Annotated in this window: 22 protein-coding genes; 6 read left to right on the top strand and 16 right to left on the bottom strand. The window is 68.2% G+C overall.

The genetic code is table 11. The features are described from left to right. Positions 1-15: 15 nt before the first annotated feature. A complete protein-coding gene (locus tag ABL838_RS15015; RefSeq protein ID WP_418125783.1) occupies positions 16-825 on the bottom strand; it encodes a tetratricopeptide repeat protein in 810 nt (269 codons plus the stop codon). A 259-nt stretch (positions 826-1,084) separates the two neighbouring features. Here ABL838_RS15015 and ABL838_RS15010 point away from each other — a divergent pair, with 259 nt between their 5' ends. Then, a complete protein-coding gene (locus ABL838_RS15010) occupies positions 1,085-2,740 on the top strand; it encodes a hypothetical protein (protein ID WP_418125782.1) in 1,656 nt (551 codons plus the stop codon). Between the two features lie 270 nt (positions 2,741-3,010). Here the strand turns inward: ABL838_RS15010 and ABL838_RS15005 are convergent, their stop codons facing one another. The 7 genes from ABL838_RS15005 to ABL838_RS14975 form a co-directional block, all read right to left on the bottom strand. Next, positions 3,011-3,517, bottom strand: a complete 507-nt coding sequence (locus tag ABL838_RS15005; RefSeq protein WP_184638023.1) for an AAA family ATPase — start codon at positions 3,515-3,517, stop codon at positions 3,011-3,013. 40 nt (positions 3,518-3,557) lie between these two features. Continuing rightward, positions 3,558-3,755, bottom strand: coding sequence for a hypothetical protein (locus ABL838_RS15000; RefSeq protein ID WP_184638025.1), 198 nt, complete (start codon positions 3,753-3,755; stop codon positions 3,558-3,560). Between the two features lie 131 nt (positions 3,756-3,886). After that, positions 3,887-4,927, bottom strand: coding sequence for an L-glyceraldehyde 3-phosphate reductase (mgrA, locus tag ABL838_RS14995; RefSeq protein ID WP_126019635.1), 1,041 nt, complete (start codon positions 4,925-4,927; stop codon positions 3,887-3,889). 220 nt (positions 4,928-5,147) lie between these two features. Further along, on the bottom strand, positions 5,148-6,641 hold the full coding sequence (locus ABL838_RS14990; protein ID WP_418125781.1) for an MFS transporter: 1,494 nt from the start codon (positions 6,639-6,641) through the stop codon (positions 5,148-5,150). Between the two features lie 84 nt (positions 6,642-6,725). Continuing rightward, a complete protein-coding gene (locus ABL838_RS14985) occupies positions 6,726-7,958 on the bottom strand; it encodes a class I SAM-dependent methyltransferase (RefSeq protein ID WP_418125779.1) in 1,233 nt (410 codons plus the stop codon). Between the two features lie 120 nt (positions 7,959-8,078). After that, positions 8,079-9,008 carry a cation diffusion facilitator family transporter gene (locus tag ABL838_RS14980; RefSeq protein ID WP_418125778.1) on the bottom strand — a complete coding sequence of 310 codons (930 nt, stop codon included), beginning with the start codon at positions 9,006-9,008 and terminating at the stop codon, positions 8,079-8,081. Between the two features lie 27 nt (positions 9,009-9,035). Then, a complete protein-coding gene (locus ABL838_RS14975) occupies positions 9,036-10,028 on the bottom strand; it encodes an AraC family transcriptional regulator (protein ID WP_184638033.1) in 993 nt (330 codons plus the stop codon). Positions 10,029-10,272: 244 nt separating this feature from the next. Between ABL838_RS14975 and ABL838_RS14970 the strand changes: the two genes are divergently transcribed. Next, the gene (locus ABL838_RS14970) at positions 10,273-11,325 is read left to right on the top strand and encodes an aldo/keto reductase (RefSeq protein ID WP_418125776.1); all 1,053 of its coding nucleotides are present in this window, start codon (positions 10,273-10,275) and stop codon (positions 11,323-11,325) included. Here ABL838_RS14970 and bioD read toward each other — a convergent pair. The 5 genes from bioD to ABL838_RS14945 all read right to left on the bottom strand — a co-directional run bounded on the left by bioD (position 11,308) and on the right by ABL838_RS14945 (position 16,164). Continuing rightward, a complete protein-coding gene (gene bioD, locus ABL838_RS14965; RefSeq protein ID WP_418125775.1) occupies positions 11,308-12,054 on the bottom strand; it encodes a dethiobiotin synthase in 747 nt (248 codons plus the stop codon). The genes ABL838_RS14970 and bioD overlap by 18 nt on opposite strands. Beyond that, positions 12,051-13,286 carry an 8-amino-7-oxononanoate synthase gene (locus ABL838_RS14960; RefSeq protein WP_418125773.1) on the bottom strand — a complete coding sequence of 412 codons (1,236 nt, stop codon included), beginning with the start codon at positions 13,284-13,286 and terminating at the stop codon, positions 12,051-12,053. The genes bioD and ABL838_RS14960 overlap by 4 nt, the downstream gene beginning before the upstream one ends. Then, a complete protein-coding gene (gene bioA, locus ABL838_RS14955) occupies positions 13,270-14,703 on the bottom strand; it encodes an adenosylmethionine--8-amino-7-oxononanoate transaminase (protein WP_418125771.1) in 1,434 nt (477 codons plus the stop codon). The genes ABL838_RS14960 and bioA overlap by 17 nt, the downstream gene beginning before the upstream one ends. 262 nt (positions 14,704-14,965) lie before the next feature. After that, a complete protein-coding gene (locus ABL838_RS14950) occupies positions 14,966-15,832 on the bottom strand; it encodes an NmrA family NAD(P)-binding protein (RefSeq protein ID WP_418125770.1) in 867 nt (288 codons plus the stop codon). A 20-nt stretch (positions 15,833-15,852) separates the two neighbouring features. Then, complete coding sequence (locus ABL838_RS14945) at positions 15,853-16,164, bottom strand: plasmid stabilization protein (protein WP_126019609.1); 312 nt, start codon at positions 16,162-16,164, stop codon at positions 15,853-15,855. Between the two features lie 257 nt (positions 16,165-16,421). On the opposite strand from ABL838_RS14945, the gene ABL838_RS14940 reads away from it, so the two are divergent. Genes ABL838_RS14940 through ABL838_RS14930 form a run of 3 tightly spaced genes read left to right on the top strand, consistent with a single transcriptional unit; the run spans position 16,422 to position 17,679 of the window. After that, positions 16,422-16,631: a hypothetical protein gene (locus ABL838_RS14940; RefSeq protein ID WP_418125769.1), complete on the top strand. Its 210-nt coding sequence runs from the start codon at positions 16,422-16,424 to the stop codon at positions 16,629-16,631. Further along, positions 16,628-16,978 carry a four-helix bundle copper-binding protein gene (locus ABL838_RS14935; protein ID WP_418125768.1) on the top strand — a complete coding sequence of 117 codons (351 nt, stop codon included), beginning with the start codon at positions 16,628-16,630 and terminating at the stop codon, positions 16,976-16,978. Before ABL838_RS14940 ends, ABL838_RS14935 begins: the two co-directional genes overlap by 4 nt. Continuing rightward, complete coding sequence (locus tag ABL838_RS14930) at positions 16,951-17,679, top strand: UdgX family uracil-DNA binding protein (protein ID WP_418125767.1); 729 nt, start codon at positions 16,951-16,953, stop codon at positions 17,677-17,679. The genes ABL838_RS14935 and ABL838_RS14930 overlap by 28 nt, the downstream gene beginning before the upstream one ends. On the opposite strand, the gene ABL838_RS14925 is transcribed toward ABL838_RS14930, so the two are convergent. From ABL838_RS14925 to ABL838_RS14915, 3 genes are all read right to left on the bottom strand, one after another. After that, on the bottom strand, positions 17,573-18,265 hold the full coding sequence (locus tag ABL838_RS14925; RefSeq protein WP_240650481.1) for an alpha-ketoglutarate-dependent dioxygenase AlkB: 693 nt from the start codon (positions 18,263-18,265) through the stop codon (positions 17,573-17,575). The two genes, ABL838_RS14930 and ABL838_RS14925, sit on opposite strands and share 107 nt — an antisense overlap. A 1-nt stretch (position 18,266) precedes the next feature. Then, the gene (locus tag ABL838_RS14920) at positions 18,267-19,526 is read right to left on the bottom strand and encodes a family 16 glycosylhydrolase (RefSeq protein ID WP_418125766.1); all 1,260 of its coding nucleotides are present in this window, start codon (positions 19,524-19,526) and stop codon (positions 18,267-18,269) included. 181 nt (positions 19,527-19,707) lie between these two features. Then, entirely contained in the window at positions 19,708-22,011 is a 2,304-nt protein-coding gene (locus ABL838_RS14915) for a helicase C-terminal domain-containing protein (RefSeq protein WP_418125765.1), read from the bottom strand. 143 nt (positions 22,012-22,154) lie between these two features. On the opposite strand from ABL838_RS14915, the gene ABL838_RS14910 reads away from it, so the two are divergent. Further along, complete coding sequence (locus ABL838_RS14910) at positions 22,155-25,661, top strand: response regulator (protein WP_418125763.1); 3,507 nt, start codon at positions 22,155-22,157, stop codon at positions 25,659-25,661. The last annotated feature ends 82 nt before the right edge of the window (positions 25,662-25,743 follow it).

Here is a 25,743-nt window from a genome sequence, read left to right as displayed (position 1 = left end):
CTGCCTTGTTGCCAGCTACTTGTTTCCCGAGCGCTGCTGCGCCCGCACGCGCCCGAGGAACTCGCCGAAGAGCGCCTTCTTACCCGGAAAGCGCTCCATGCCCTCGGCGAAGATGGCCTCCGCCGCTGCCAGCTCGCCCAGCCGCATGAGGCATTCGCCCTTCGAGAAGAAGGCGGCCTCTCCGTCGGGGTTCACCTGCAGCGACTGCTCGAAGTCGTCGAGCGCCTCCTGGAAATTGCCGAGCTCCATGCGTGTGAAGGCCCGGTTGTCGATGGCCTCGAAGAAGAGCGGAAAGAGTTCCACGGCCGCGTCGTACTCTGCAATGCCCTCCTCCTTGCGACCCTGCTCGCAGAGCTCGTTCCCGCGCAGGTAGTGCGCGTTGGCCTGGCGCACGATCTCCTGGCCGTCCTGGCCCATCAGCGCCAGATACCTCGGGAAGTCGGTGAGCTTCAGGTACTCGGCGAAGCCGACCAGATCGTCCTCGGCGGGCTGCCGGTTGCCGATGAGCTCGCTGCCCTGGCTCACGCCGTCGGCGTCGATGGGCGAATGCCATATCAGCACCTCGGCGTGCTTCAGCGATTCCAGGGTGGGCTTCTCGTCCAGCTGCTGGTAGCTCAGGCAGTGGGCCACCGATGTTCCGTCGGGCCACGGATCGACTTCGAGAACCCAGACGGCCCGCCAGGCGTTTGCGTTCCTGTAGGCGAGTACGTCGCCCTTCTTCAATGTCGATGTCGATGTCGCTGCGGCGCCCTTCGCCGGCGGTTCGGGTGGAGGCGCCGAGCCCGTGAGGCGTGCAGCGAGACGCTGAAGGAATCTGGGCAGCATGGCGTAGGATATTCGTACGGATATGGGATACAGGATGTGCGAGACGCTGACGGACAGCGCGTGCCACTTTAGCTGCTTCCACCAACTGGTCGCGCGCATTGACCTTCGCGCTCGACGTGGCCTAACATCGCCGCCGCGGTTGCAAGCCGCGCCCGGACCCGCGGGAAGGGTTGAACCCACTTGCCTTCATTTGACGATCCACACGCCTTTTGTGCAGCCGGATTTGCGGGTCATCGGCGTCTGATGCACGGAGGTACACATGAAGCGCATGCCCGCCCGGCCCGACCTGGGCCATCTGAAGAAGCAAGCCAAGGAACTGCTTGCTCTCCATCGAAGCAACGATCCCGCCGCCACCGCCCGCTTTCGCGACGCCCTTCCGGCCGCTGCCGACAAGACCGATGCGGAGATCGCGGCGCTCGGATTGCGCCTGCACGACGCCCAGTCGTGCGTCGCGCGCGAGTACGGCTTCGCATCCTGGGCCGACCTGCAGGGCTTCGTTCTCGCGCGGCGGTCGCAGGCCGAAGACCCGGCAAGGGCCGTGCTCTACTGGCTGCGCCTCGCCTACGCGGGCGACATCGCCGGCGGCAACAATCGCGCGCGGCCCGCAGCGGCGTTGCGCCTGCTCGAGGAAAGCCCAGGCCTGCTGGGCGACGCCCCGATCCTTGCCTGCGCGACGGGCGACGAAGCATCGCTGCGCCGCGCCATCGCACATGATCCCGCCTGGGTGAACCGGCCAGGCGGCCCGCTGGCCCTGCCTCCGCTCGTTGCCGTGGCCCATTCGGGACTGATGCGGCTGCCCGCATTTCGCGAACGCCTGCTCGCCTGCGCAAGGCTGCTGCTCGAGGCTGGTGCGGACCCGAACCAATCGGTCGGCAACCGCTGGCCTCCGGCGTCCGTGGAGGCTCCTGCCGAAAACGAGCGGCTCTCCGCGCTCTACGGCGCCGCCGGGCAGAACCGCGATGTCGCTCTCACCAAACTGCTGCTGGATGCGGGCGCCGACCCCAACGACGGCGAATCGCTCTACCACTCGCTGGAGAACCCGGCCTGCACGAAGCTTCTGCTCGAGGCTGGCGCGCGCATCGAAAGCACGAACGCGCTCTATCGCGTGCTCGATCTAGACGACGTCGAAACCTTGCGGCTGCTGCTTTCGCACGCCGGTAACGCGAACGAACCGCCCATGGGCCCGCCCACTTCCGACTGGGGCTCGCTGCTGCTGTGGGCGATCCGGCGGCGGAGGTCCCCCGCGCACATCGAGGCATTGCTGGCTGCCGGCGCGGATGCTTCGGCCACGACGAGCGACGGCACCAGCGCCCATACCGCAGCCCTGCGCTTCGGGCTGCCGGAAGTCGCGCGACTCCTCCAGCAGGCCGATGGCAGCGCCGCGCTTCCCGTGGACGAAGCCTTCGTCGCAGCCTGCGCGCAGGGCGACAAGGCCACCGCCCACCGCATCCAGGCGGCTCACCCCCGCATCGTCAAGACGCTCTCCGAGGCGCAGCTGCGCCAGTTGCCCGAGCTCGCGGCCCAGGGCTGCGCCGACGCCGTGAAGCTGATGGTGGAGCTCGGCTGGCCCATCGCCGTCCGCGGTGGTGACTGGGATGCCTCGGCGCTGAACAAGGCCGTGTTCCGCGGCGACGCCGGACTCGTCCGGTTCCTGCTGGAGCACGGCGCAAGCTGGCAAGAGAAGCACGGCTTCGGCGACAACGCCTGCGGCGGGCTCTCGTGGGCTTCGTGCAACGAGCCGCCGGACGGCGAAGGCGACTGGCTCGGCTGCGCCGAGGCGCTCGTCGCCCATGGCATGCCAGGTGCAAGGCCCGACCCCAGGAGTTCCGACTGGGTACTCGTCGGCGGACGGCGATACGTGTTCTCGGATGAGGTGACGGACTACCTGCTCGGCGCCTCCTCCACGCGGAACTGAAAAAAAGCGGGCCTCAGGGGGCCCGCCAAAAGCCGTCTATCGGGTCGTGAGAAGCACGCGACCCGACCCCGACTCACCTCGAACTCAACTACATGCTCCTTCGTCCTCTCACTTCATTCGCCTTCTCACCGGCCGGCCGACAGCGAGCAGGCGGCGGGACACGCTCTTGAATGAGCTGCATCGAATTCTCCAAGGCATCGCGCGCATCGTTTGCGCCGAATTTCTATATCGATATCTGCTGAATGCTCAGTCGCTCAATGGCTCTCGCGCTCAATCCCGGCCGCGAGCATGCGAAAGAATCAACTTCGCGGCCTCGCGCGCACCAAGGACTGCGCTGTCGACGACGAGATGCGGCGTGCTCCACGTCGCGTAGTTGTGCCGCTGCACGGCCTCCCAGGTCGGCGGCACCAGGCCCGGCACGTCGATGCTGCGCTGCTCGACGCGGCGGCGGTGCTCGGCGGAGTCGGAACACACGATCTCGACCTCGACGATGCGAGAAGCGGCATCAGCCGCGACCGCGCGCCATGCCTCGCGGGTTACTGGGAGCGGATTGACGCAATCGGCCAGTATCGTCTGCCCGAGCGAGAGATTGGAGCGGGCCAGCGCATAGGCCACGACGTAGCCCGCGGGCCCAACCTCACCCGCAAGCGCGCCCGAAGAACGCAGCGCCTGCTCGATGGTGTCGATGCGCAGGTAAGCACAAGGAATGAGCGCGACGATTTCCCGCGCGATGGTGGTCTTGCCTGTGCCCGGCAAGCCACCCAGGACGATCAGCATGGCGTCGCCTCCATCAGGGCCCCGCGGCCCGGCTCGGAGTTCACCACGAATGCGGCAGCAGCGTCGGCATCGCGGCCGCGCCAAGCCGGCGCAGCGCCCTCAGCGGCACATGGCCATAAGGTGCGCGTCGCGCCAGCGCGTGCGGTGAACTCGGGGGTATGCGCCATGACTTCGCCGTCAGGTCGATCACATGGCGAGCCCGGGCGGCCGGGGAAACATGGTGGGTGCGCAGTTGCATGGCAGTTAGTCGCGAAATGCTCTCTTGCGCCGATTCTGCTGGGCACCAGCGTTCCTGCCAAAGACGGATTCCAAGTTACCTGATGCGGTTCGTGGATCGCGATGCCGGCTTTCAGACACGCTCAGGCGGGTTCAAGCGAAGTCGGTCGAAGGCTTCTCCCACAGATTGACGCCGCCTTCCACCGCGTACTTGTCGATCTCGGCCAGCTCCTCCGCGCTCAGCGGCGCGTGCGACAGCGCCGCCACGTTGTCGACGATCTGCTCCGGCCGGCTCGCACCGATCAGCGCCGAGCTCACGCGCGGATCGCGCAGCGTCCAGGTCAGTGCAAGCTGGGCCAGCGACTGGCCGCGGCGGCGCGCGATCTTGTTGAGCTCGCGGGCACGCTCGATGTTGGCGTCCGACAGGTGCTCCTGCTTCAGCGAGCCGCCGCCAGGCCGGTTGATGCGGGAGTCGGCCGGAATGCCGCTCAAGTACTTGTCGGTCAGGAGGCCCTGCGCCAGCGGCGTGAAGGCGATGACGCCCGCGCCGAGTTCGTCGGTGGCGTTCAAGAGGTCTTTCTCGATCCAGCGGTTGAACAGGTTGTAGGCCGGCTGGTGGATCAGCAGCGGCACCTTCCACTCGCGCAGCAGCGCCGCGATCTCGCGCGTCTTGCCGGCGGAGTAAGAAGAAATGCCGATATACAGCGCCTTGCCCTGCTGCACGGCCTGGGCCAGCGCGGAGGCCGTTTCCTCGAGCGGCGTCTCGGGGTCGAAGCGGTGTGAATAGAAGATGTCGACGTAGTCCAGGCCCAGGCGCTGCAGGCTCTGGTCGAGGCTCGCGAGCACGTATTTGCGCGAGCCGCCGCCCTTGCCGTAGGGACCGGGCCACATGTCCCAGCCGGCCTTGCTGGAGATGATGAGCTCGTCGCGGTAGGGCTTGAAGTCTTCGCGCAGCAGGCGGCCGAAGTTGGTCTCGGCGCTGCCGTAGGGCGGGCCGTAGTTGTTGGCGAGGTCGAAGTGGTTGATGCCCAGGTCGAAGGCGGTGCGCAGCAGCTGGCGCTGGGTGGCGATGGAGGTGGTGTCCCCGAAGTTGTGCCAGAGCCCGAGCGAGATGGCCGGCAGCACGAGCCCGCTGCGGCCGACGCGGCGGTAGGGAATGGCGTCGTAGCGCTTGGGGTCGGCGTGGTAGGTCATGGGGTTTTATCCTGATAGTGGAGAAACAAGGAAAACGGGGAGGAAGAGCCTTCAAGGATGCACCCCACATGCATCGCGCGGCAAGAATTTCCACGCGGTTGTCGCACTTATTCCTCGCCGCAGCTGCATGCGCGGCTTTCTTCGTTGGCCGGAGAGTGCGAACTCGGTCTCTCCCATCGGGAGCTCAGGCAGCGATCGCTGCCTGAGCTCAGACCGCGCTCTACTTCGGAGCAGCCTCGCCGGCCGCCACCGCCCGGTTCTCCACCAGCCCTTCCCGGGGCAGCAGCAAGGCCAGCGCGATCACGCCCAGGCTTACGACCAGCATCATCACGAAGGTCAAGTGCAGCGATCCGCCCAGCGCGAGGCGGATGGCCGAATCGCCCGCGACGGAGCCGTGCATGCCCTGCAGCAGCATGCGCAGCTGCTCGTCGGAGAACATCGGCCGGCCGTCGCCGTGCGTGAGCCCGAAGTTGAAGACTGCGCCGAAGAAGGCCGCGCCCAGCGCGCTGCCGAGGTTGCGCGAGAACACGTTCGATGCGGTGGCGACGCCGCGCTGCGCGAGATCGACGCCCTCCTGGATGAGGATGAGCGAGCTCAGGCTCATCACGCCCATGCCGAGGCCGATGATGAAAGAGCCGACCGCGGGAAGCACAGGCGAACTGCCGGCACCCAGCAGCACGAATGTCGAGGCGCCCACCGGAATCAGCGCCGCGCCGGTCACCACCATGCGCCACAGGCCGATGCGATGGAAGGTGCGCGAGGTCAGGGTCGCGCCGATGGGCCAGCCGAGCATCACCATGGTGAGTGCGAGGCCGGCGGTGACGGAGGAGCGCTCCAGCACCACCTGCACGTACATCGGCAGGAACGTGGTGATGCCGATCAGCACCATGCCGGCGAGCATCGCCGCGCCGTTCACTGTGGCGATCATCCGGCCGCCCCACAGGCGAAGCGACACCATCGGGTCGGATGCGCGGCGTTCCTGCGCGATGAAGAGCACCAGCGTGACCACGAAGAGCCCGGCCCACGCGAGCGCCACGCCCGAGTTGCCCACGCCGAATTCGGTGAGCGCGATCATCAGCGCCGCGATGCCGACGGTGAAGAGCACCGCGCCCACGATGTCGATGGACGAGCGCCGCACCGTGGGCGCCTCGTGCAGGAAAAACCAGAAACCGGCGGCAGCCGCCAGGCCGATGGGCACGTTGACCCAGAAGATCCACGCCCACGAGAGCTTCTGCACGATGAGCGCGCCGATCATCGGTCCGACCACCGCCGACACCGCCCACACACTCGCGAGCCAGCCCTGTACCTTGCCGCGCTCGCGCACCGGATAGAGATCGCCGACGATCGTGAGCGCCACCGGCTGGATCGCGCCCGCGCCGATGCCCTGTATGAGCCGGAAGCAGATCATGGCCGGCATCGACCACGAGAAGCCCGCCAGCACCGAACCGATGACGAAGACGGCGATGCCGACGAACATGATCGGCTTGCGGCCGTAGAGGTCGGAGAGCTTGCCGAACACCACCGTCATCGCGGTCTGCGCCAGCAGGAAGGAGGCGAACACCCAACTGTAGAGATGCAGCCCGCCCAGCTCGGAGGCGATCTGCGGCATCACGGTGGAGACGATGGTGGCTTCGATGGCCACCATCGCCATGGAGGCCATGATGGAGGCGATGACCAGTGGGCGGCTTGTTGTTCTGTGGGTCGTGGAGGTCATGAGCCGTGCATGCTATAGACGGCATGAGCCCCTGTCGCTGGCTCGGGCTCTCGGGCGCCCGCGCCGTGCGCGCTCAACCCGCGCTCAACCCGCGTTCAGCGCCGAAGTGCCGTCGTAGATGTAGCGGCGCGACCAGGGCAGCGTCTTCGCCGGCCGGCCGGCCTTGCGCCCCACGATCTGGTAGATCGCCACGTCGTCGTTCTCGAAGGCATAGGCGCAGCCCGCGAGGTACACGCGCCAGATGCGGAACTTCTCCTCGTCGACCAGCGCGTGCGCCTGCTCGCTGTTCGCCTCGTAGGCGTCGCTCCAGCAGCGCAGTGTCTGCGCGTAGTGGCGGCGCAGGTTCTCCACGTCGAAGGCTTCGAGCCCCCCCTGCTGCATGGCCTGCAGCGCGAGGCTGATGTGCGGCAGCTCGCCGTTGGGGAATACGTAGCGGTCGATGAAGTCGCCGCCACCATATGACACGCCGCCGCCTTCCGGGTCGGACGAGGTGATGCCGTGGTTCATCACCACGCCGTCGTCGGCCAGCAGCTGCTGCACGCGCCTGAAGTATTCGGGCAGGTTCTTGCGGCCCACGTGCTCGAACATGCCGACGCTGGTGATGCGGTCGAACTGGCCGGTCACGTCGCGGTAGTCCTGCAGGCGGATCTCGATGCGGTCTTCCAGGCCCGCGGCCTTCACGCGCTCGGTCGCGAGGTCGAACTGGTTCTGCGACAGCGTCACGCCCACGCAGCGCGCGCCGAACTTCTGCGCCGCGCGAATCACCAGTGCGCCCCAGCCGCAGCCGATGTCCAGCAGGGTCTGGCCCGGCTTGAGCTCGATCTTGGTGAGGATGTGGTCGATCTTCTTGAGCTGCGCGGTGGCGAGGTCTTCGTCGCCGTTCTCGAAGTAGGCACACGAATACACCAAGTTCGGATCGAGCCAGAGCTTGTAGAACTCGTTCGAGACGTCGTAGTGGTATTGAACGGACTTCTTGTCCGAGGACTTGGTGTGCGTGAAGTAGCGCGCCATGTTCTGCAGCGCGCCGCCGGGCTTGTCGGCCGAGGTCCGGGCGAGGCCGTAGGCGATGTCGATCACGTCGCTGAGCTTGCCCTCGATGTCGATCTTGCTCTTGACGTAGGCCTCGCCCAGGTTGTCGAGGGTGGGCTGCAGCATCAGCGACAGCGCGGCCGGCGACTTCACGTGCAGCGTGACGGCGGGTCCGCTGAAGGTGCCGAAGTCGAAGGACTGGCCATCCCACAGGGTGAGCCGCGCCGGCAGGTTGGCGCGCTCGCGGACCGCGGCGCTCCACTGCGCCAGCTTCTTTTCCCAAAGCATGCATTTCTCCGTGTTGTTGAGTTCTCCCGCCCGGGCGGGTCGTCGCTGCAGCGCGCCAGAAGATAGCGAAGTTCGGCGAAGCCTGCATGGCCGCGACGACGCAAGAAATCGCGGCAAGTGCTACAAGGCGCCGCTGGTCCTGGCGGGAACGGGCGCCTCGCTCGCCTCGATGAAGATTCGCCTGATCATCGGGAACCGCGCACGCGCCTGCTTCTCGATGGCCGCGATGGCATCGGCCGCTTCGCCGGTGGGCGTGTCGTCCTTGAAGTTGACATCGACGATCACGAGCACCTCGTCGGGGCCGATGTACATCGAGAGGATGTGCCCCACCTCCTCCACGCATTCCTGCTCCATGGCCATCGCGCGGATGGCGCGGGCGGTCTCGGGGCGGATGCCCTCCCCGATCAGCAGCCCGCGCGCCTGCGCGACCAGCACCACCGCCACGCCCGCCAGCAGCAAGCCGATGATCACCGAGGCCACGCCGTCGAGCTCGGGCATGTTCAGCGCATGGCTCAGGTAGATGCCGAGCGCGGCCACCGCCAGGCCCACCAGCGCGGCGGAATCTTCCGCGAGCACGGTGTAGGTGGTCGGGTCCTTGCTGCGGTCCAGCGCCTGCCAGAAGGGCAATCCGCGTGCCTGCGCGCGGAACTGCCTGAGCGCGATGAGGAAGCTCGTGCCCTCGAAGAGCGCCGCCGCGGCGAGCACGACGTAGTTCCAGGTGGGATCGCGCATCGGCTCAGGCTGCCGGATGTGCTGCACGCCCTCGTAGAACGACACGCCGCCACCCAGGCCGAAGATCAGCACCGCGACGATCAGGCTCCAGAAGTAGAGCTCCTTGCCGTGCCCGAACGGATGCTCGGGCGTCGCGGGCCGCTTGCTCAGGTGCAGGCCCACCAGCAGCAGCACGCCGTTGAAGGTGTCGACCGCCGAGTGCACGCCCTCCGACAGCATCGCCGAGCTGCCGGTGATGCCCGCGACGATGAACTTGGTGGCCGCGATCGCCACGTTGGCGCCGATGGCGCCGTAGATGGCGATCTTCGATTCAGCCACGCGGCGCAGCTCCGCGTGCCGGCAGGTTCACGCAGCCTCCATGGAAGCGGCGCCCATCGCGTCGTTGCCCGCCTCGCCCAGCCAGCGGCGCTTGTCGCGCAACGGCGGCGCGCCGAACATGCGCCCGTACTCGCGCGCGAACTGCGAGGTGCTCTCGTAGCCCACGCTGTGCGCTGCGCTCGCCACGTCGGCGCCCGCGATCAGCATCTGCCGGCGCGCCTCCTGCAGCCGCAACTGCTTCTGGTACTGCAGCGGGCTCATCGCGGTCACCGCCTTGAAGTGGTGGTGGAACGACGACACGCTCATGTGCACCGCGCGAGCCATGTCTTCCACCCGCAGCGACTGGGCGTAGTTCATGCGCAGCGCGCTGATGGCCTTGGTGATGCGCTGCGTGTGGCTGTCCTGCAGGGCGATCTGCCGCAGCCGGGCGCCCTCGCCGTTGACCAGCAGGCGGTACATGATCTCGCGCTTGATCAGCGGCGCCACGATGGGCACGTCTTCCGGCGTGTCGAGCAGCCGCAGCAGGCGCAGCACCGGCTCCAGCACCGGCATGGCGATGCGGTTGACGTACATGCCGCGCGAAGCCGGCGCATTGGCCTTGGCCGGCAGTTTCTCGTCGCCGATGAGGTCGCCGATCTCGTCGATGGCCAGTTCGAGCCGCACGCCCAGGTAGGGCTCGTCCTCGCTCTTCACGCACACCTGGCCGCACACGGGCAGGTCGACGGAGGTCACGAGGTAGTGCATCGGGTCGTACACGTAGATGTCGTCGCCCACGATGATGCGCTTGGAGCCCTGCGCGATCAGCCCCAGCGCGGGGGACGCGAAGCCGTGCTTGGGCCCTTCGGGCTTGCGGATGCAGAACACCTGCAGGCCGGGGACGGCGGTGACGACGGTGCCTTCCTGCCCCTGCGTGATGTGCTCGATGAGCGCCACGAGTTGCTTGCGGGCTTCTTCGAGTTCGGGTTCGAGCGGCATCGGCTGGGCGATGGCGGCGGCGATTTCGGGTGTTTCGTCGGACATGTTTCTGGAGCCTTGTCGCGATGGGGAGCCGCGGGAACGACCGGACGGCCCCTGGAGGAATGAGCGAGCGGAAGCTTAGCGCTCCTCCCACCGCTTCGCACGCCCCGCGCGGGAGGTCTGGAGAATCAGGCAAATACTTTGCAGGAACGCGCTCGCTGCGGGGCAGAAGGCGGCAGGATACTTTTTCCGGCGGATCCCGTTCCCCTCTCCCGCATTCCCCTTCTGCCTGCAAAGGAACCTCTCCATGCAATACCGCAAATTCGGCCGCACCGGCCTTTTCGTTTCCGAGTTGTGCCTGGGCACCATGACCTTCGGCGGCTCCTCCGGCATCTGGGGCCAGATCGGCAACCTGCAGCAGTCCGAGGCCGAAGGGCTGATCGGCCGCTCGCTGGACGCCGGCATCAACTTCATCGACACGGCCGACGTGTACTCCGAAGGCCAGTCGGAAGTCATCACCGGCCAGGCGCTGAAGAACCTCAAGGTGCCGCGCGACAGCTTCGTGCTGGCCACCAAGGTGCTGGGCGAGACCGGCAGCAAGGGCGTCAACTCGGCCGGCGCCTCGCGCTTCCACATCATGGATGGCGTGAAGGCCAGCCTGCGGCGCCTGCAGCTCGACCACATCGACCTCTACCAGATCCACGGCTTCGACCCGGTCACGCCCATCGAGGAGACCGTGCACGCGCTCGACAACCTGGTGCGCCAGGGCCACGTGCGCTACGTGGGCGTGTCGAACTGGGCCGCCTGGCAGATCGCCAAGGCCCTGGGCATCGCCGAGCGCGACCGGCTGGCACGCTTCGAATCGCTGCAGGCCTACTACACCATCGCCGGGCGCGACCTGGAGCGCGAGCTGGTGCCGCTGCTGCGCAGCGAGAACGTCGGCCTGATGGTGTGGAGCCCGCTCGCGGGCGGCCTGCTCAGCGGCAAGTACGGCCGCAACACAGAGGCCGAGAAAGGCAGCCGCCGCACCAGCTTCGACTTTCCGCCGGTGAACGTCGAACGTGCCTACGACTGCATCGACGTGATGCGCGGGCTGGCCGAGTCGCGCGGCGTGTCGGTGGCGCAGATCGCGCTGGCGTGGCTGCTGCACCAGCAGGTGGTGACCAGCGTGATCATCGGCGCCAAGCGCGTCGAGCAACTGGACGACAACATCGCCGCCACCGCCATCAAGCTCACGGCCGACGAACTTGCCACACTGGACAAGGTGAGCGCGCTGCCAGCAGAGTACCCCGGCTGGATGCTGGAGCGCCAGGGCGGCGTGCGCGGCAAGCGGCTTGCGGAATCAGGCCTGCGCGGCTGAGGTCTCCTCGGGCGATGCGGCTCGGCGCGCGGCATGTGCCGCCGTCGCCCTCAGCGCGCGCAGGTCGATGTGGCGGGCCGCGCTGGATGCGTCGGGCTTCTCCAGGTGCGGCACGATGCCGAGCAAGGGCGCGCCAAGCCGCGCGCGCAGCGTCTGCAGATTGGCCTGCGGCGCGAGCATCGACGGATCGACCATGCTCGCCACCCAGCCCGCCAGCACCAGCCCGCGCGCGCGGATCGCCTCGGCGCTCAGCAGCGCGTGGTTGAGGCAGCCCAGCCGCAGCCCCACCACCAGGATCACAGGCAGTTTCAGAGCCACGGCCAGGTCGGCGCTGTCGAGGTCGTCGCCGAAGGGCACGCAGAAGCCGCCCACGCCCTCGACCACCACCGCGTCGGCGCGGGCCGAGAGCTCTTCGAAGGCCGACAGAAGCGGCTGCAGCGTGATGCTCACGCCCTCCTGCCTTGCCGCGAGATGCGGCGACATCGGTGCGCGCAGCAGATAGGGGCAGCGCAGCTCCAGCGGTGCATCGACGTTGCCGGCGGCATGCAACTGCTCCACGTCCTCGTTGCGCCAGGCGCCGTCGACCTCTTCGAGGCCAGCCGCCACCGGCTTCATGCCGACCGCGCGCAGGCCCGATCCGGCCAGCAGGCTCAGCATGGCGCTGCTGACGAGCGTCTTGCCGATGCCGGTGTCGGTGCCGGTGACGAACCAGCGGCGCTGCTGCGTCATGCCGCCTCCGTCAACTGCTGGCTGGCGAGGGCCTCGCCCAGCGCATCGACCAGCCGCGCGACATCGGCCTCCGTGTGGCTGGCCGACAGCGCAATACGCAGCCGCGCCGTGCCGGCCGGCACCGTCGGCGGGCGGATCGCCCCGACGCGCAGGCCGCGCGCATCGAGTTGCGCCATGGTCAGCATCGCGCGCGCGTTGTCGCCCACGATCAGCGGCTGGATCGCGGTTGGCGAATCGGGCAGCCACGCACTGCCGTCCGCCGGCAGCACAGCCTCCAGCCCCAGGCGAAGCTGGGCGATGCGCTCCTTCAGTTGCGCGCGGCGCTGCGCGCCCTCCTCGCCCCCGATCAGCGCCAGGCTCGCAAGCAGCGCGTGCGCGACGGCCGGCGGCGCCGCCGTGGTGAAGATGTACGGCCGCGCGCGCTGCACCAGGTAGTCGATGACCGTGCGATGCGCCGCCACGAAGGCCCCCGACACGCCCGCCGCCTTGCCCAGCGTGCCGACCAGCACCAGCCGCTGCGAATGCAGGTCCAGTGCCTCGGGCACGCCGCGCCCGGTATCGCCGAGCACGCCGAAGCCGTGCGCGTCGTCGATCACCAGCCAGGCATCGTGCTTCTCGGCCAGCGCGAGCAGCGCGGCCACCGGCGCGATGTTGCCGTCCATGCTGAACACCGCGTCGCTCACGATGAGCTTCACCGGCGCGTCGCAGGCGGCGAGCTGCGCGTCGAGCGCCGCCACGTCGCAGTGCGCGTAGCGCTCCGCGCGCGCCTTGGCCAGCCGCGCCCCGTCGATCAGCGAGGCGTGGTTGAGCGACTCCGAGAAGATGACCGCGTCAGCCCCTCCAAGCGCCGACAGCACTGCTAGGTTGGCCATGTAGCCGGTGCAGAAGAACAGGCTGCGCGCCTCCGGGATGAAGGGCGACATCCAGCCGGCGAGTGTTTCCTCGAGCTGGGCGTGCGCGCGCGAGTGCCCGAGGATCAGGTGCGAGCCGCCGCTGCCCGTGCCGTACAGCGCGGCGCCTTCGGCCCATGCCTTCGCCAGCGCGGGATGGGCCGCGAGCCCGAGGTAGTCGTTGCTGCTGAAGCAGAGCATGGTGCACGCTGCGCTGCTGCCGGCCAGCGTCAGCGTCTGCAGCGGCGCGCAGGCGGTCTCGGCGATCTGCCTGCGGCGGCGCAGCGACTGGGTGTCGAGTGCGTCGATCTCGTCCTGCAGGCGGTCAAGCAAGCGCGACATCGCGGGCTCCTTCCTGCCTCGGGTTCGTGGCCAGCACGGCATCCAGCGTGGCGAGCGTGCCGTCGACCAGCAGGTCGATCTCGCCGTCGCCGATGGCGTACGGCGGCATCAGGTACACGGTGTTGCCGATGGGCCGCATCAGCAGCCCCTGCGCGCGCGCCGCGAGGTGGAAACGCTCCGCGAAGCGGGCACCGGGTTCGCGCACGTCGAAGGCGGTGATCATCCCGCGCTGCCGCAGATGGTCGACCGCGCGGCCTTCGAGTCCGCCGCTCAACCGCTGCAGCAGGCGCTGCGCCCTGCCCCGGTTGCGCCGCAAGGCCTCCTCGGCCTCGAACAGGTCCAGCGTCGCCAGCGCCGCGCGGCAGGCCAGCGCATTGCCGGTGTAGGAATGCGAATGCAGGAAGCTGCGCGCCGCGTCGTCGTCGATGAAGGCGTCGTGGATGGCGTCGCGCGCCATCACCAGCGCCAGCGGCAGGTAGCCGCCGCTGATGCCCTTCGAGAGGCAGAGAAAGTCGGGCCAGATGCCGGCCTGCTCGCAGGCGAAGAAGCTGCCGGTGCGCCCGCAGCCCACCGCGATCTCGTCGGCGATGAGGTGCACGCCATGCCGGTCGCAAAGCGCGCGCACGCGGCGCAGGTATTCGGGGTCGTGCATCGCCATGCCGGTGGCGCACTGCACCAGCGGCTCGACGATCACGGCGGCGATGGTGTCGTGCTGTTCGGCCAGCAGCGCTTCGAGTTCGGCGGCGGCGCGGCTGGCGACATCGGCCGCGCTCTCGCCCGCAGAGGCATTGCGCGCGTCGGGCGAGGCCACCAGATGCGCGTTCGCGAGCAATGGCGCATAGGCGTCGCGGAACACCGGCACGTCGGTCACATGCAGCGCGCCCAGCGTTTCGCCGTGGTAGCCGTGCTTCAGCGCGACGAAGCGCCGCTTGTCGCCGCGGCCGGCATTGCGCCAGAAATGGAAGCTCATCTTCAGCGCGATCTCCACTGCCGAGGCGCCGTCGGACGCGTAGAAGCAATGCCCGAGCGCGCCACCCGTGAGCGCGGAGAGCCGCTGCGCCAACTCCACCGCCGGCGCATGGGTGCAGCCTGCGAGCATCACGTGCGAAAGCGTGTCGAGTTGCTGCTTCAGCGCGGCGTTGATCGCCGGATGCGCGTGCCCGAACAGGTTGACCCACCACGAACTGGTGGCGTCCATGTAGCGCCGGCCTTCCTGGTCGATGAGCCACACGCCCTCGCCGCGGGCGATGGGCAGCGGCGGCACCGCTTCGAGCCGGATGCTCTGCGTGCACGGATGCCACACATGTCGCCGGCTGCGCTGTTGCAGGTCGGCGTTGGAAGATGAGGAAAAAGCAGTTGTCGGAGGCACCCGCGCGGTCCTTTCGTGAGGGCAAGGCGCGGGATCGTATCGACGCATTCAGGGGGCGGCAAACCGCTCTCAAGCGTGTGAAATGAAGGCCAGTTCAGCGATGTTGCCCGGCGTAGCGCGCGCGTTCGGAGCAACGTCGTGAAACAAGCCGGCTTCTTGCCTTCCCGGCCGCATGGCCGGAAAGCGCAAGTTGTCCGGCTGACGCCAGAAACAGGTCACGAATGTCCGGTTCTCGGGACGCGGCGGCGAAGGGCGCGAGTTTCGGACATCCATCGTGGCCGGTTTCAGCAGGCCTCGCGGACCGCCTGACTCAGCCCGAACTCTTGTTCACCAGCCTGCCGACGTAATCGCGCAGCGAGATCGTCCCGCGCACCGGCTTGCTGGCCGGTTCGTAATGCTGGTCCATCGTGGCGCGCGTCATTGCGGCATAAGACTTCGCAGCGGCGTCCGAGAAGCCCAGCTTCCCGAAGGCCTGCTCCAGCTGTTCGCGCGGCGTCTCCACCACTTCGACCGGCTTTCCGAGCGCCTCGGAGAAAGCCCGTGCCACGTCGCCTGGCGAATAGCGCTCGGGCCCTTCGACGTGGTGCGGCCCCGACGATTCGGCGGGGCCCAGCATCAGCTTCGCGGCGTACTGGCCGAGGTCGTGCGGCGCCACCATGGGCAGCGTGAAGTCGGCGGGGAACATGCTGTGGACCTTGCCTTCCTTGCGCGCGGTTTCCAGCGCGGTGTCCCAGTTGCTCATGTAGTACGCGGCGCGCAGCGCGCTGAACGGCACCGGGCCCGCGGCGAGCGCCTGTTCCAGGTCGTACAGCACGCTGAGGTCGCCGATGCCTTCGCCCGGCTGCGCGCCGTAGGCCGATTCGGCGACGATCTTCTCGAGCTTGCAGCCTTCGAGCGCCGAAACGATGGCGCGCACACTCCTGTGCTCCTCGGCCACCGTGTCCGAAGACGGCGGCGCCGGCGGATTCAGCACGAACGCGCGCTTTCCGCTCTTGAACACTTGGTGCAGCGCGTGCGTGTCGAACACGTCGACCTGCGCCACGTGCGCGCCCTTGGTACGAAGCGCCTCGGCCTTGTGCGCGTCGCGCGTGACTACCGTGACCGGCTCGCTGCGTTCGAGCAAGGCTTGCGCCAGCGCCGAGCCGACGTGGCCGGTCGCTCCCAGGATGATGTGCATCGTCAGCCTCCGCGTTCCGTTCAGCCGCGCTTCTCGGCGTTGCGCTTGCGCGTGGCGGCGGCCTTCTTCGCGGAGGCCGATCGCTCGGCCGCGGTGCGGTGCGCCGCGGCCGCACCGCCCAGCTTTCCGCCCTTGCGCGAAGGCCCGTGGTTCTCGGCCTTGCCGCGGCCACCACCGCTCTTCTTGCCACCGCCGGTCTCGGCGTTCACCGTGGCCCACGCGCGGCGCTCAGCCTCGCCCTTGCCGACGCCGCGATGCTCGTAGCCCTTCTCTATGTGCTCGGCCTGCCGCTTCTGCTTGTCCGTGTAGGACGACTTGTCGCCTCTTGGCATGTGGTGCTCCTGCAGTTGGTTGAGGAGCTTTCATGCTGGGCGCGGCATGTGCGCCATGGGTAAGAAGACGGTCATGCCGGGCGTCGGCGTTGTCCGGCGTTGCTGATTGCCCACTCGGGCCTGACCAGGAAGCCGGCTTGCCCTCCGGGGACGACGCACGGGGTCGGCCCATTCCCACATGCATGCCTCGCGGGACGCAGCAGAAAGACCATGACGAGCAGTTTTTCAACCCGTTCTTTCGAAGGAGTTCCGTCCCCATGACATCCCCCAGGCAGACCCCGCACCAGAATCCCGACGCCGTCACCACCGACGAGCACGACAGCTTGCCCACGCAGCACAACAAGGCCGGCAACCAGCCGGCCACCCCGAAGAACGAGCCGCGGCGCACGCCCGAAAGCCGCAGCGACCGCGAGAGCCACGTGGGCGGCAGCAATCAGCTACAGGCCCGCCGTGGAGGTGCGCAATGACCACCGCGGCACTGAACACGAGCGAAGCCATGGATCGCTGCATCGCGGCGTGCAATGACTGCGCGCTGGCGTGCAATCGCTGCGCGGCCGCCTGCCTGGCTGAAGGCAGGAGCGGCATGGCGCGTTGCATCGCGCTGGACATCGACTGCGCCGCGGCTTGCGCCTTCGCCGCTGCCGTGATGGCGCGCGGCGGCGAGAACATCGTTGTCACATGCGGCATGTGCGCCGAGATCTGCCAGCGCTGTGCCGCCGAATGCGGCAGCCATGACATGGACCACTGCCAGCGCTGCGCCGAAGCCTGCCGGCAGTGCGAGACCGAATGCCGGAGCATGGCGGCGGCCGCCTGAGCAGCCAGGGCGGCATGCGCGGCCGACGGATTTCCGTGCGCGACGCGCAAGCCGGGCTGCGCACGCTCTCCAGAGCGACCGACGCGTGCCGCGAATGCCCCATCGGGCAGTACGCGACGCAGTCGGTGTTCGGCGAAGGCCCGGTGCGGCCGGTGCTGATGGTGGTCGGCGAGCAGCCCGGCGACAAGGAAGACCTTGCCGGCCGCCCCTTTGTCGGCCCGGCCGGCAGGCTCTTCGACCGGGCGGTGGCGCAACTCGGCTGGTCGCGCGAGAAGCTGTACGTGACCAACGCCGTCAAGCACTTCAAGTACGAGTGGCGCGGCAAACGGCGAATGCACAAGACGCCGGGGCAGCGCGAAGCCGAGGCCTGCCATCACTGGCTGGAAAGCGAACTGGAGCTGGTGCGGCCCCACGCCATCGTGGCGCTGGGCGCCGTGGCGGCGCGATCGCTGCTCGGGCGTCCGGTGGCCGTGACCAGGTTGCGCGGCCAGTGGCTTGAAGACCCGGCGGGCCGGCGCGTGCTGGTCACGCTGCATCCCTCGGCGCTGCTGCGTGGCAACCGTGCGCAGCGCGAATCGGCGTGGGAAGCGTGGATCAGCGACCTGTCGGCGGCAGCCCCGCTGTTCGCGCCGCGGAAGAACGAGAAGAAGGAGAAGGCGCGGGAGAAGTCCGGACACGATGAGCCCGCGTACGCAGGGTGATGGAGTAGCGCAGCGCCTCGGTCGGCGCGATCGCGTGCTGCCATGCCCATCGCGCCGGCCCGCGCAGCAGGTACACGGAGCGCGGCTCGATCAGGAATTCGAGCGTGGCCGGCCCCGACGCCGCCGCGCCCGGCACGTAGGGCCTGAACTGCATCACGGCGTCGTTGTTCAGCGAAATGCCGACGATGTCCTCGAAATCGGGCACGTCGCGATGCCAGCCCAACGGCGTGCCGGGGCGGTATTCGGCGATCAGCATGTGCGTGAGCTCTTCGGGCGCGATGCCGGCCCAGGCCGCGGCCTTGTCGCGAAGTGGATGCAACTCCGGAGGCAGCGGTGCGCCGGGCTTCAGGCGGTTGGTGTCGAAGTCGTAGCTGCCGCCGAAGCTCGTGCCCCTGCGGCGGGCGGTGTATTCCTTGTAGCGCATCTCCTTGAGCGGAAAGGCCTGCACGATGGCCAGCAGGCCGGCCTCCTCCTCGCGCGACAGGAATCCGTTCTCGTAGCGAAGCCCTTCGATGGCAGCCACCGGCGCCTCGCCGAACAGGTCGGGCTGTCCGGCGTGTTCGAGGCGTCGGGCGGCGCGCGTCATGTCAGGCGGCCTGCCAGACGCGGACCCAGTCGACTTCCATGGTCGCGTTCGTGCCGGCGCCCAGGGGGCCGTAGCCGCTGGAAGGAATATTGCCTGCCCAGCCGTTGTCCTTGATCTCGCAGGTGAGCTTGATGTATTGGTTGCTCAGCGACACCCCCTCCTTGATGGTGGCGTAGGGTGTCGCCGCGCCGTCGAGGTAGAACTCGTATCCCTCCGGGGTCCACAGCAGGCCCACGGTGTGCCATTCGGAAAACGACTGGCCTGCCGGCAGCTGCTGCTGGCCGGTGTTGCGGCTGATGGTCTTGCCTGTCTCGTAGCCGTTCCAGTGCACTGCGCTCGAGAACTGGTTGTTGATCTTCTCCGCGTCATTCTTCGAGAACTCCCGGTGCTCGATGATGTCCACCTCCACGCCGGCGGCGGGATCGGGCGGCGTGGCCGCCTTGTTCGCATTGGACATCAGCCAGAACGCGCTCCACTGCCCCGGCTTCGATGCGAAGCGCACGCGTGCCTCGATGTAGCCGAAGCGGAATTCGTAGAGCCGGGCCGTGCGCAGGAAACCGGTGTGATGGGTGCCGGCCGAAGGGTCGGTGTAGGTCGAGATCTTCAGGACGCTGTCCGCCACCGTGGCGGCTTCGGGCGTCTGGACCGCGTTGGCGCGCACGCCGGTGACCGCGGCCCATTTGGCGGGGTCGAGCGCGCTGCCTTCGAACTCGTCGTGCCACGCGAGCCGATAGTCCCTGGCCGACTCCGGCACCAGCGCGACTTCGAATTTGCGGCTCGATCTGGCTTCGCCGCCGGCGGTACGGACGATGATTTCCGCGTCCTTTGCCGAATCGGGCACGAAAACCGAAATCTGGTTCGGGGAATCGACGCTGAACCTGGTCGCAACGACCTCGCCAAAACAAACCGAGGCACTCGAGTCGAATTCGGCGCCGCTGATGACAATTACCTTGCCTCGCTTTTCCAGGCTCGGAGAAAAGGAATGGATGACCGGGCTTTTTACCAGGGCCGGCATTGCGGCCGCTGGCGGTGCGGCGGAAGACTCGGGTGAAATCGGACCCGCAGGATTTGCCGAGGCAGGCAGCAGGGCTGAGAGATTGGAGGTGCTGGCCGCTCCACTGCCTCCATCACCACCGCCGCCGCAAGCGCCCATGACCGAGGTGCCCAGGAGCGCCGTGGCTGCCTGCGCACCCTTTTGCAGGAATTGCCTGCGCGATTTTTCAGGAATGGCTGATTGTTCGATCGGGCGATCTGATTGCATGGAATTTCCTCCTCATTGAATTCGGTTTTTAATTCTAGATTCGCCCAAAAGTTTACAATTCAGTCCAGCAATTGAATTGAGTTCTCCTCTGAGATGTTTTCCAATTGAGAGCGCGCCAGGCCCCAATAGTTTGCAATTGCACCCGCCCGAAGGCGGATTCCGCCGGCCGGCACCCATCGCATCAGTCCTTCACCATTCGCACGTCCCACCAGCGCGGCAGCAGCTCACGGATCTCGGCGCGTGCGAAGCGGTCGTCCAGCAGGTGCAACACGCCCTGGTCTTCCTCGGTACGAATGACGCGGCCGGCGGCCTGCACCACTTTCTGTAGGCCGGGGTAGAGGTACGTGTACTCGTAGCCCTTGCCGAAGCGCGCCTGCATGCGCTCGCGGGTGATCTCGTTGAGTTCGTTGTATTGGGGCAAGCCAAGGCTGGCCACGAAGGCGCCGATCAGGCGGCTGCCCGGCAGGTCGATGCCCTCGCCGAAAGCGCCGCCCAGCACCGCGAAGCCGACGCCCTGCCCACCCTCTTCGAATCGCGCCACGAAGCCCTGGCGCTCGGCTTCCCGCATGCCGCGCGTCTGGGTCCACACGGGAACGCCGGGGTGCCGCAGCGAGAAGGCGGCGCAGGCCTTCTCCAGGTAGTCGAAGCTGCTGAAGAAGGCCAGGTAGTTGCCCGGCAGGCGCTCGAACTGCGCGCCGATGATGTCGGCCACGTTGCGCAGCGAGCCCGCACGGTCTCGAAAGCGCGTCGACACGTGCATCGCCACCTCGACGCGCAGCTGCGTGCTGTGGAATGGCGAGGCCACGTCCAGCAGCGCGGCGTCCTCGGGCATGCCGAGGGCGTCGCGGTAGAACCCGAAGGGCGACAGCGTGCCCGAGAAGCAGGTGACCGAAGCCGCTTCCGCGAAGCGGTTCTGCAGGAAAGGCGCCGGCACCAGGTTGCGGATGGCCAGGCGGCGCGCCTGCTGCGTGGCCCCCAGCGTGCGCTCGAACACCGAGTGGTCGCCGAAGGCTTCGGCCAGCCGCGCGAAGTGCAGCGCGTCGAAGAAGAAGCGCTGCAGCGGCCCCTGCGACGCCTCGGGCGTGGCCGCGAAGTGCTCGGCCATGGCGGTGTTGGCGGCCTGCAGGGTACGCAGGAAGCGCTCGGGAATCTCGTCGGCGGTTTCGTAGCCGGCCTGCTGCGACTGCTGCACCGTGTCCCACTCGCGGAACACCCGCGCGAGCGGGCCGCGCAGCACGGCGGGGGCTGCGCGGTGGGCCTCCTCGAGCGCGCCGCCATCGAGCTCGGCCGTGTACATGCCGCGCGCGCGTTCGAGCAGGTTGTGGGCTTCGTCGACCAGCACCGCGGCACGCCAGTCGTCTTCGCGCATGGTGGCGTAGAGAAAGGCGCTGCTGTCGAAGTAGTAGTTGTAGTCGCCGACGACGGCATCGGCCCAGTGCGCCATCTCCTGGGCCAGGAAATAGGGGCAGACCTCGTGCGCGAGGCCGATGTCGCGCAGCGCCTCGCGGTCCAGCCACGCCATCTGCGCGGCCTGCTCGCGCGCGGCGGGCAGGCGGTCGTAGAAGCCCCGGGCGAGCGGGCATGCGTCGCCGTGGCAGGCGCGGTCGGGGTACTCGCAGACCTTCTCGCGCGCCGCGAGCTCGAGCACGCGCAGCCTGCCCTGCCCCCGGCCCTTGTCAAGCACGCGCAGCGCATCGAGCGCCACGGGCCTGCCCGAGGTCTTGGCCGTGAGGAAGAACAGCTTGTCGATCCTGCGGGCCGCACGGGCCTTCAGCAACGGGAAGATGGTGGCCAGCGTCTTGCCGATGCCGGTGGGCGCCTGCGCCATGAGACAGCGCCCGCCCGCACCGGCGCGGTAGACGGCCTCCGCAAGTTCGCGCTGCCCGGCGCGGAAGCTGCCGTACGGGAATTCCAGCCCAGCCAGCGTGCCGTCGAGCGCGGCACGGTGAGCCGCCTCGCTCGCGGCCCAGGCGGCGTAGCGGCCGCACAGCAGCTCGAAATGCTCGCGCAGGGCCTCTCGGGTGTGCTGCTCCTCCAGCACGGTCTCGTCGCCCGTGGCGAGGTCGAGGTAGACCAGCGCCACCACCATCTCGTCGTGGCCGTCGCGCTCGCACAGCATCCAGCCGTAGGTGCGGGCCTGCGCCCAGTGCAGCGCGCGGTGGTTGCCGCGGATGGCGTCGAAGTCGCCCCGAAAGGTCTTGATTTCCTCGACCCTGGCCCGGTGGAATTCGTAGCCGTCGGCACGACCGCGCACGTGAACCGCACCGCAGGTGGCTTCGAGCGCGACCTCGCACTCGTATTCGCCGCCGCGCCGGTGCTGAACCAGCGCATGCCCGGCCATGCCTTCGAGCGCGCTGGGCGCGGGCACGAAGCGCAGGTCGAGGTCGCCTGCCTTCGCGCCGAAGGCGCACAGGGCCTTGACCGACACTACGTGCCTGGCAATGGCGGGAGCCGCGTCTTGCGGCTTGAAGGGTTCGGAGCCCATCTGGCGTTTACTGTATGAAATAACAGTATAACGAGGCACTCCACCCTGCACGCCCCGCCTTGGTGCCCTGTCGGGATGTTTTCCGACAGGGTCACGCGCTTTTATCGGCCAGACTTCACAAGTTTTGCTTACAAATAGCACCGATGACGAAAACCCCCACCGCGATCGACCCCGACGATTTCGAGCGACTGCTGAGCCGCAACATCAAGCTCCCCCTGATCGGCGGTGTGTTCGGCGCCGTGGTGTTCGTCGGGCTGATCCTGTTCCTGCTGTCCACCATCGGCTGGGTCGAGCACACCGACCGCGTCACCCGCGCCGCCAGCGAACTGCAGCGCCAGAGCATCGACATGGAAACCGGCATGCGCGGCTTCCTGATCACCAACGACGAGAGCTTCCTGGAGCCCTACCAGAACGCCCTGCCCCGCGTGAAAGCCGATACGGCGATGCTTCGCGAGCTCGTGGCGGACAACCGCCAGCAGGTGGAGCGCGTCGACCGCATCGCAGCCATCCAGGCCAGCTGGAACGACTACGCCGCCGACCTGATCTCGGCGCACCGCAACGGCCAGGACACCCAGATGCAGGTGCGCCTGGGCCGGGGCAAGCGGCTGACCGACAGCATGCGCGCCGAGTTCACCGCGTTCATGGAAACCGAGCAGGCCCTGCGCTTCCAGCGCAACAACGAGGCAAACCGCACCGCCTGGTGGGTGGTCGGCCTGTTCCTGCTGTTCACGCTGGGCTTCACGGGGCTGGTGGCCTACTTCGGACGCAGGCAGCTGGTGCGGCTGTCGGACAGCTACGACGTGGTGCTGCAGGAACAGGCGGGCCATAACGACCGGCTGGCGCACGAGGCCTGGCTGCGCGGCGCGCAGACCGAACTGGTGGGCGACCTGGTGGGCGAGCTCAGCGCGCCGGACATGGGCCGCAAGATCCTGTCCTTCTTCTCGCGCCACCTGGGCGCCTCGGTGGGCGCCATCTACGTGCGCGAGCGCCATGGCCCGCTGCGCCGGGCGGCGAGCTACGGTTTCTCCAGCGCCGCAGAGGCCATGCCGCAGGTCTTCTCGCCCACAGAAAGCCTGGTCGGCCAGGCCGCGGCCGAGAACCGGCGCATGCTGATCGACCCGATCGACGCCGAATACCTGAGAGTCAACTCCGGCCTGGGCGAGATGGCGCCGAAGGCGGTGCTGCTGGTGCCGGTGGGCAGCGGCGGCATGGTCAACGGCGTGGTCGAGCTCGGCCTGCCCGGCACGCTGGACGAGCGCGGCAGCCAGCTGGTCGAGATGGTGGCGGACGACATCGGCACCTCGCTGGCGGCCGCGCGCTACCGCGAGCAGCTGCAGGAGGTGCTCGCCGAAACCCAGCAGCTCAACGAGGAGCTGCAGGTGCAGCAGGAAGAGCTGCGCACCGCCAACGAGGAACTGGAGGAACAGTCGCGCGCGCTGCGCGCCTCCCAGGCCATGCTGGAGAACCAGCAGGCCGAGCTGGAGCAGACCAACAGCCAGCTTTCCGAGCGCACCGAGGCGCTCGACCAGCGCAACACCGCGCTGCGCCGCGTGCAGCGCGACCTGGAAGACCGCGCCGACGAACTGCAGCGCGCCAGCCGCTACAAGTCGGAATTCCTCGCCAACATGTCCCACGAGCTGCGCACGCCGCTCAACAGCGCGCTCATCCTCGCCAAGCTGCTGGGCGACAACCCGCAGGGCAACCTGACCAGCGAGCAGGTGAAGTTCGCGGAGTCGATCTATTCGTCGGGCAACGACCTGCTGGTGCTGATCAACGACATCCTCGACATCGCGAAGGTCGAGGCCGGCAAGCTCGAGGTGGTGACCGAGGACGTGCCCCTGGCCCGGCTGGCCCACAGCCTGGAGAGCACCTTCGGCCCGCTGGCCATGCAGAAGAACCTGAAATTCAGGCTCGAACTGCAGCCCGATGCACCGGTCTCGCTGCTCACCGACCGGCAGCGGGTGGAGCAGATCCTGAAGAACCTGCTGTCGAACGCGATCAAGTTCACCGACAGCGGCGAGGTGAAGCTGGTGATCTCGCCGGCGGCGGGCGGCGGCGCGGCCTTCGCGGTATCCGACTCGGGCATCGGCATCGATCCGCAGCAGCACGAGCTGATCTTCGAAGCGTTCCGCCAGGCCGACGGCACCACCAGCCGGCGCTACGGCGGCACCGGGCTGGGCCTGTCGATCTCGCGCGACCTCACGCAGCTGCTGGGCGGCACGCTCACCGTCGACAGCACGCCGGGCCAGGGCAGCACCTTCGTGCTCGAACTGCCGGCCAGGGCGCCGCAGGCTTCGCCGGACTATCAGCAGCAGCAGCAGCAGCAGAAGCCGCCGGCCGTCTACACGCCCCGCTCCGCGCACTCGCCTGCCGTCCACGTGCAGCCCACGCTGGCGCCCAACCCTCCCGCGCCGGTGCCTGCGCCGCAGTTCGCCGACGACCGCAGCCTGCCGCGCGACCAGGTGCGCCGCGTGCTGGTGATCGAGGACGAGCCGCAGTTCGCGCACATCCTCTACGACCTGGCGCACGAGCTGGGCTACCGCTGCCTGGTGGCGCATGGCGCGGCCGACGGTTTCGAGCTGGCCTCGCAGTTCCTGCCCGACGCGATCCTGCTGGACATGCGCCTGCCCGACAGCACCGGCCTCGACCTGCTGCAGCGGCTGAAGGATTCGCCGCACACCCGGCACATCCCGATCCACGTGGTCTCGGCCGCCGAGAGCGCGCAGGGCGCGGCGCTGCAGATGGGCGCCGTCGGCTACGCGCTGAAGCCGGCCACCCGCGACGAGCTGATGAAGGTGTTCGGCCGGCTGGAAGAAAAGCTCACGCAGAAGGTCAAGGTCGTGCTGCTGGTGGAAGACGACGAACTCCAGCGCGAGAGCGTCATCAGGCTGATCGGCGACGACGACATCGAGATCGTCGCCGTCGGCTCCGGCGAGGAGGCGCTGGAGCTGCTGCGCACCCGCGTGTTCGACTGCATGATCACCGACCTGAAGCTGCCCGACATGCAGGGCAGCGAGCTGCTCAAGGCCATGGCGGCGGAGGAGATCGTGTCGTTCCCGCCCGTCATCGTCTACACCGGGCGCAACCTCACGCGCGACGAAGAGACCGAGCTGCAGCGCTACTCGCGCTCGATCATCATCAAGGGCGCCCGCTCGCCGGAACGCCTGCTCGACGAGGTGACGCTCTTCCTGCACAAGGTGGAGGCCGAGCTTTCGAGCGAGCGCCAGGGCATGCTGAAGACGGCACGCGGGCGCGACCGCATCTTCGAGGGCCGCACCCTCCTGCTGGTGGACGACGACGTGCGCAACATCTTCGCGCTGACCAGCGCGCTGGAGCAGCGCGGCGCCATCGTCGAGATCGGCCGCAACGGCCGCGAGGCGCTCGAAAAGCTCGACCAGGTCAGCGAGATCGACCTGGTGCTGATGGACGTGATGATGCCGGAGATGGATGGCCTGGAAGCCACCCGGCGCCTGCGCGGCGACCCGCGCTTCGCCCATATGCCGGTGATCGCCATCACCGCCAAGGCCACCAAGGACGACCGCGAGCAATGCCTGGCCGCCGGCGCCAACGACTACCTCGCCAAGCCGGTGGACCTGGAGCGCCTGTTCTCGCTGCTGCGCGTCTGGCTGCCGAAGATGGAGCGGCTGTGACCACGAGCCCGCGCAATCCGAAGAACGGCAACGGCGTGGCGCCGCTGCCGCCGCTGAGCGACACCGAGATCGAGCTGCGGCT

This window comes from Variovorax sp. 160MFSha2.1 (genome assembly GCF_048305075.1).
Taxonomy (GTDB): Bacteria; Pseudomonadota; Gammaproteobacteria; order Burkholderiales; family Burkholderiaceae_C; genus Variovorax; species Variovorax guangxiensis.
This window is presented reverse-complemented; position numbering and strand designations above follow the sequence as displayed.

What these genes read in the sequence shown, in the direction of transcription:
- ABL838_RS14935 (WP_418125768.1), top strand. Translation starts at nt 16,628, where the DNA reads ATGACCACCGCGGCACTGAACACGAGCGAAGCCATGGATCGCTGCATC.
- ABL838_RS14990 (WP_418125781.1), bottom strand. Translation starts at nt 6,641, where the DNA reads ATGACCTCCACGACCCACAGAACAACAAGCCGCCCACTGGTCATCGCC.
- ABL838_RS15015 (WP_418125783.1), bottom strand. Translation starts at nt 825, where the DNA reads ATGCTGCCCAGATTCCTTCAGCGTCTCGCTGCACGCCTCACGGGCTCG.
- bioD (WP_418125775.1), bottom strand. Translation starts at nt 12,054, where the DNA reads ATGACGCAGCAGCGCCGCTGGTTCGTCACCGGCACCGACACCGGCATC.
- ABL838_RS14930 (WP_418125767.1), top strand. Translation starts at nt 16,951, where the DNA reads ATGCCGGAGCATGGCGGCGGCCGCCTGAGCAGCCAGGGCGGCATGCGC.
- ABL838_RS15005 (WP_184638023.1), bottom strand. Translation starts at nt 3,517, where the DNA reads ATGCTGATCGTCCTGGGTGGCTTGCCGGGCACAGGCAAGACCACCATC.
- ABL838_RS14975 (WP_184638033.1), bottom strand. Translation starts at nt 10,028, where the DNA reads ATGTCCGACGAAACACCCGAAATCGCCGCCGCCATCGCCCAGCCGATG.
- ABL838_RS14985 (WP_418125779.1), bottom strand. Translation starts at nt 7,958, where the DNA reads ATGCTTTGGGAAAAGAAGCTGGCGCAGTGGAGCGCCGCGGTCCGCGAG.
- ABL838_RS14915 (WP_418125765.1), bottom strand. Translation starts at nt 22,011, where the DNA reads ATGGGCTCCGAACCCTTCAAGCCGCAAGACGCGGCTCCCGCCATTGCC.
- ABL838_RS14920 (WP_418125766.1), bottom strand. Translation starts at nt 19,526, where the DNA reads ATGCAATCAGATCGCCCGATCGAACAATCAGCCATTCCTGAAAAATCG.
- ABL838_RS14925 (WP_240650481.1), bottom strand. Translation starts at nt 18,265, where the DNA reads ATGACGCGCGCCGCCCGACGCCTCGAACACGCCGGACAGCCCGACCTG.
- bioA (WP_418125771.1), bottom strand. Translation starts at nt 14,703, where the DNA reads ATGCGTCGATACGATCCCGCGCCTTGCCCTCACGAAAGGACCGCGCGG.
- ABL838_RS14945 (WP_126019609.1), bottom strand. Translation starts at nt 16,164, where the DNA reads ATGCCAAGAGGCGACAAGTCGTCCTACACGGACAAGCAGAAGCGGCAG.
- ABL838_RS14950 (WP_418125770.1), bottom strand. Translation starts at nt 15,832, where the DNA reads ATGCACATCATCCTGGGAGCGACCGGCCACGTCGGCTCGGCGCTGGCG.
- ABL838_RS14910 (WP_418125763.1), top strand. Translation starts at nt 22,155, where the DNA reads ATGACGAAAACCCCCACCGCGATCGACCCCGACGATTTCGAGCGACTG.
- ABL838_RS15000 (WP_184638025.1), bottom strand. Translation starts at nt 3,755, where the DNA reads ATGCAACTGCGCACCCACCATGTTTCCCCGGCCGCCCGGGCTCGCCAT.
- ABL838_RS14970 (WP_418125776.1), top strand. Translation starts at nt 10,273, where the DNA reads ATGCAATACCGCAAATTCGGCCGCACCGGCCTTTTCGTTTCCGAGTTG.
- ABL838_RS14940 (WP_418125769.1), top strand. Translation starts at nt 16,422, where the DNA reads ATGACATCCCCCAGGCAGACCCCGCACCAGAATCCCGACGCCGTCACC.
- mgrA (WP_126019635.1), bottom strand. Translation starts at nt 4,927, where the DNA reads ATGACCTACCACGCCGACCCCAAGCGCTACGACGCCATTCCCTACCGC.
- ABL838_RS14960 (WP_418125773.1), bottom strand. Translation starts at nt 13,286, where the DNA reads ATGTCGCGCTTGCTTGACCGCCTGCAGGACGAGATCGACGCACTCGAC.
- ABL838_RS15010 (WP_418125782.1), top strand. Translation starts at nt 1,085, where the DNA reads ATGAAGCGCATGCCCGCCCGGCCCGACCTGGGCCATCTGAAGAAGCAA.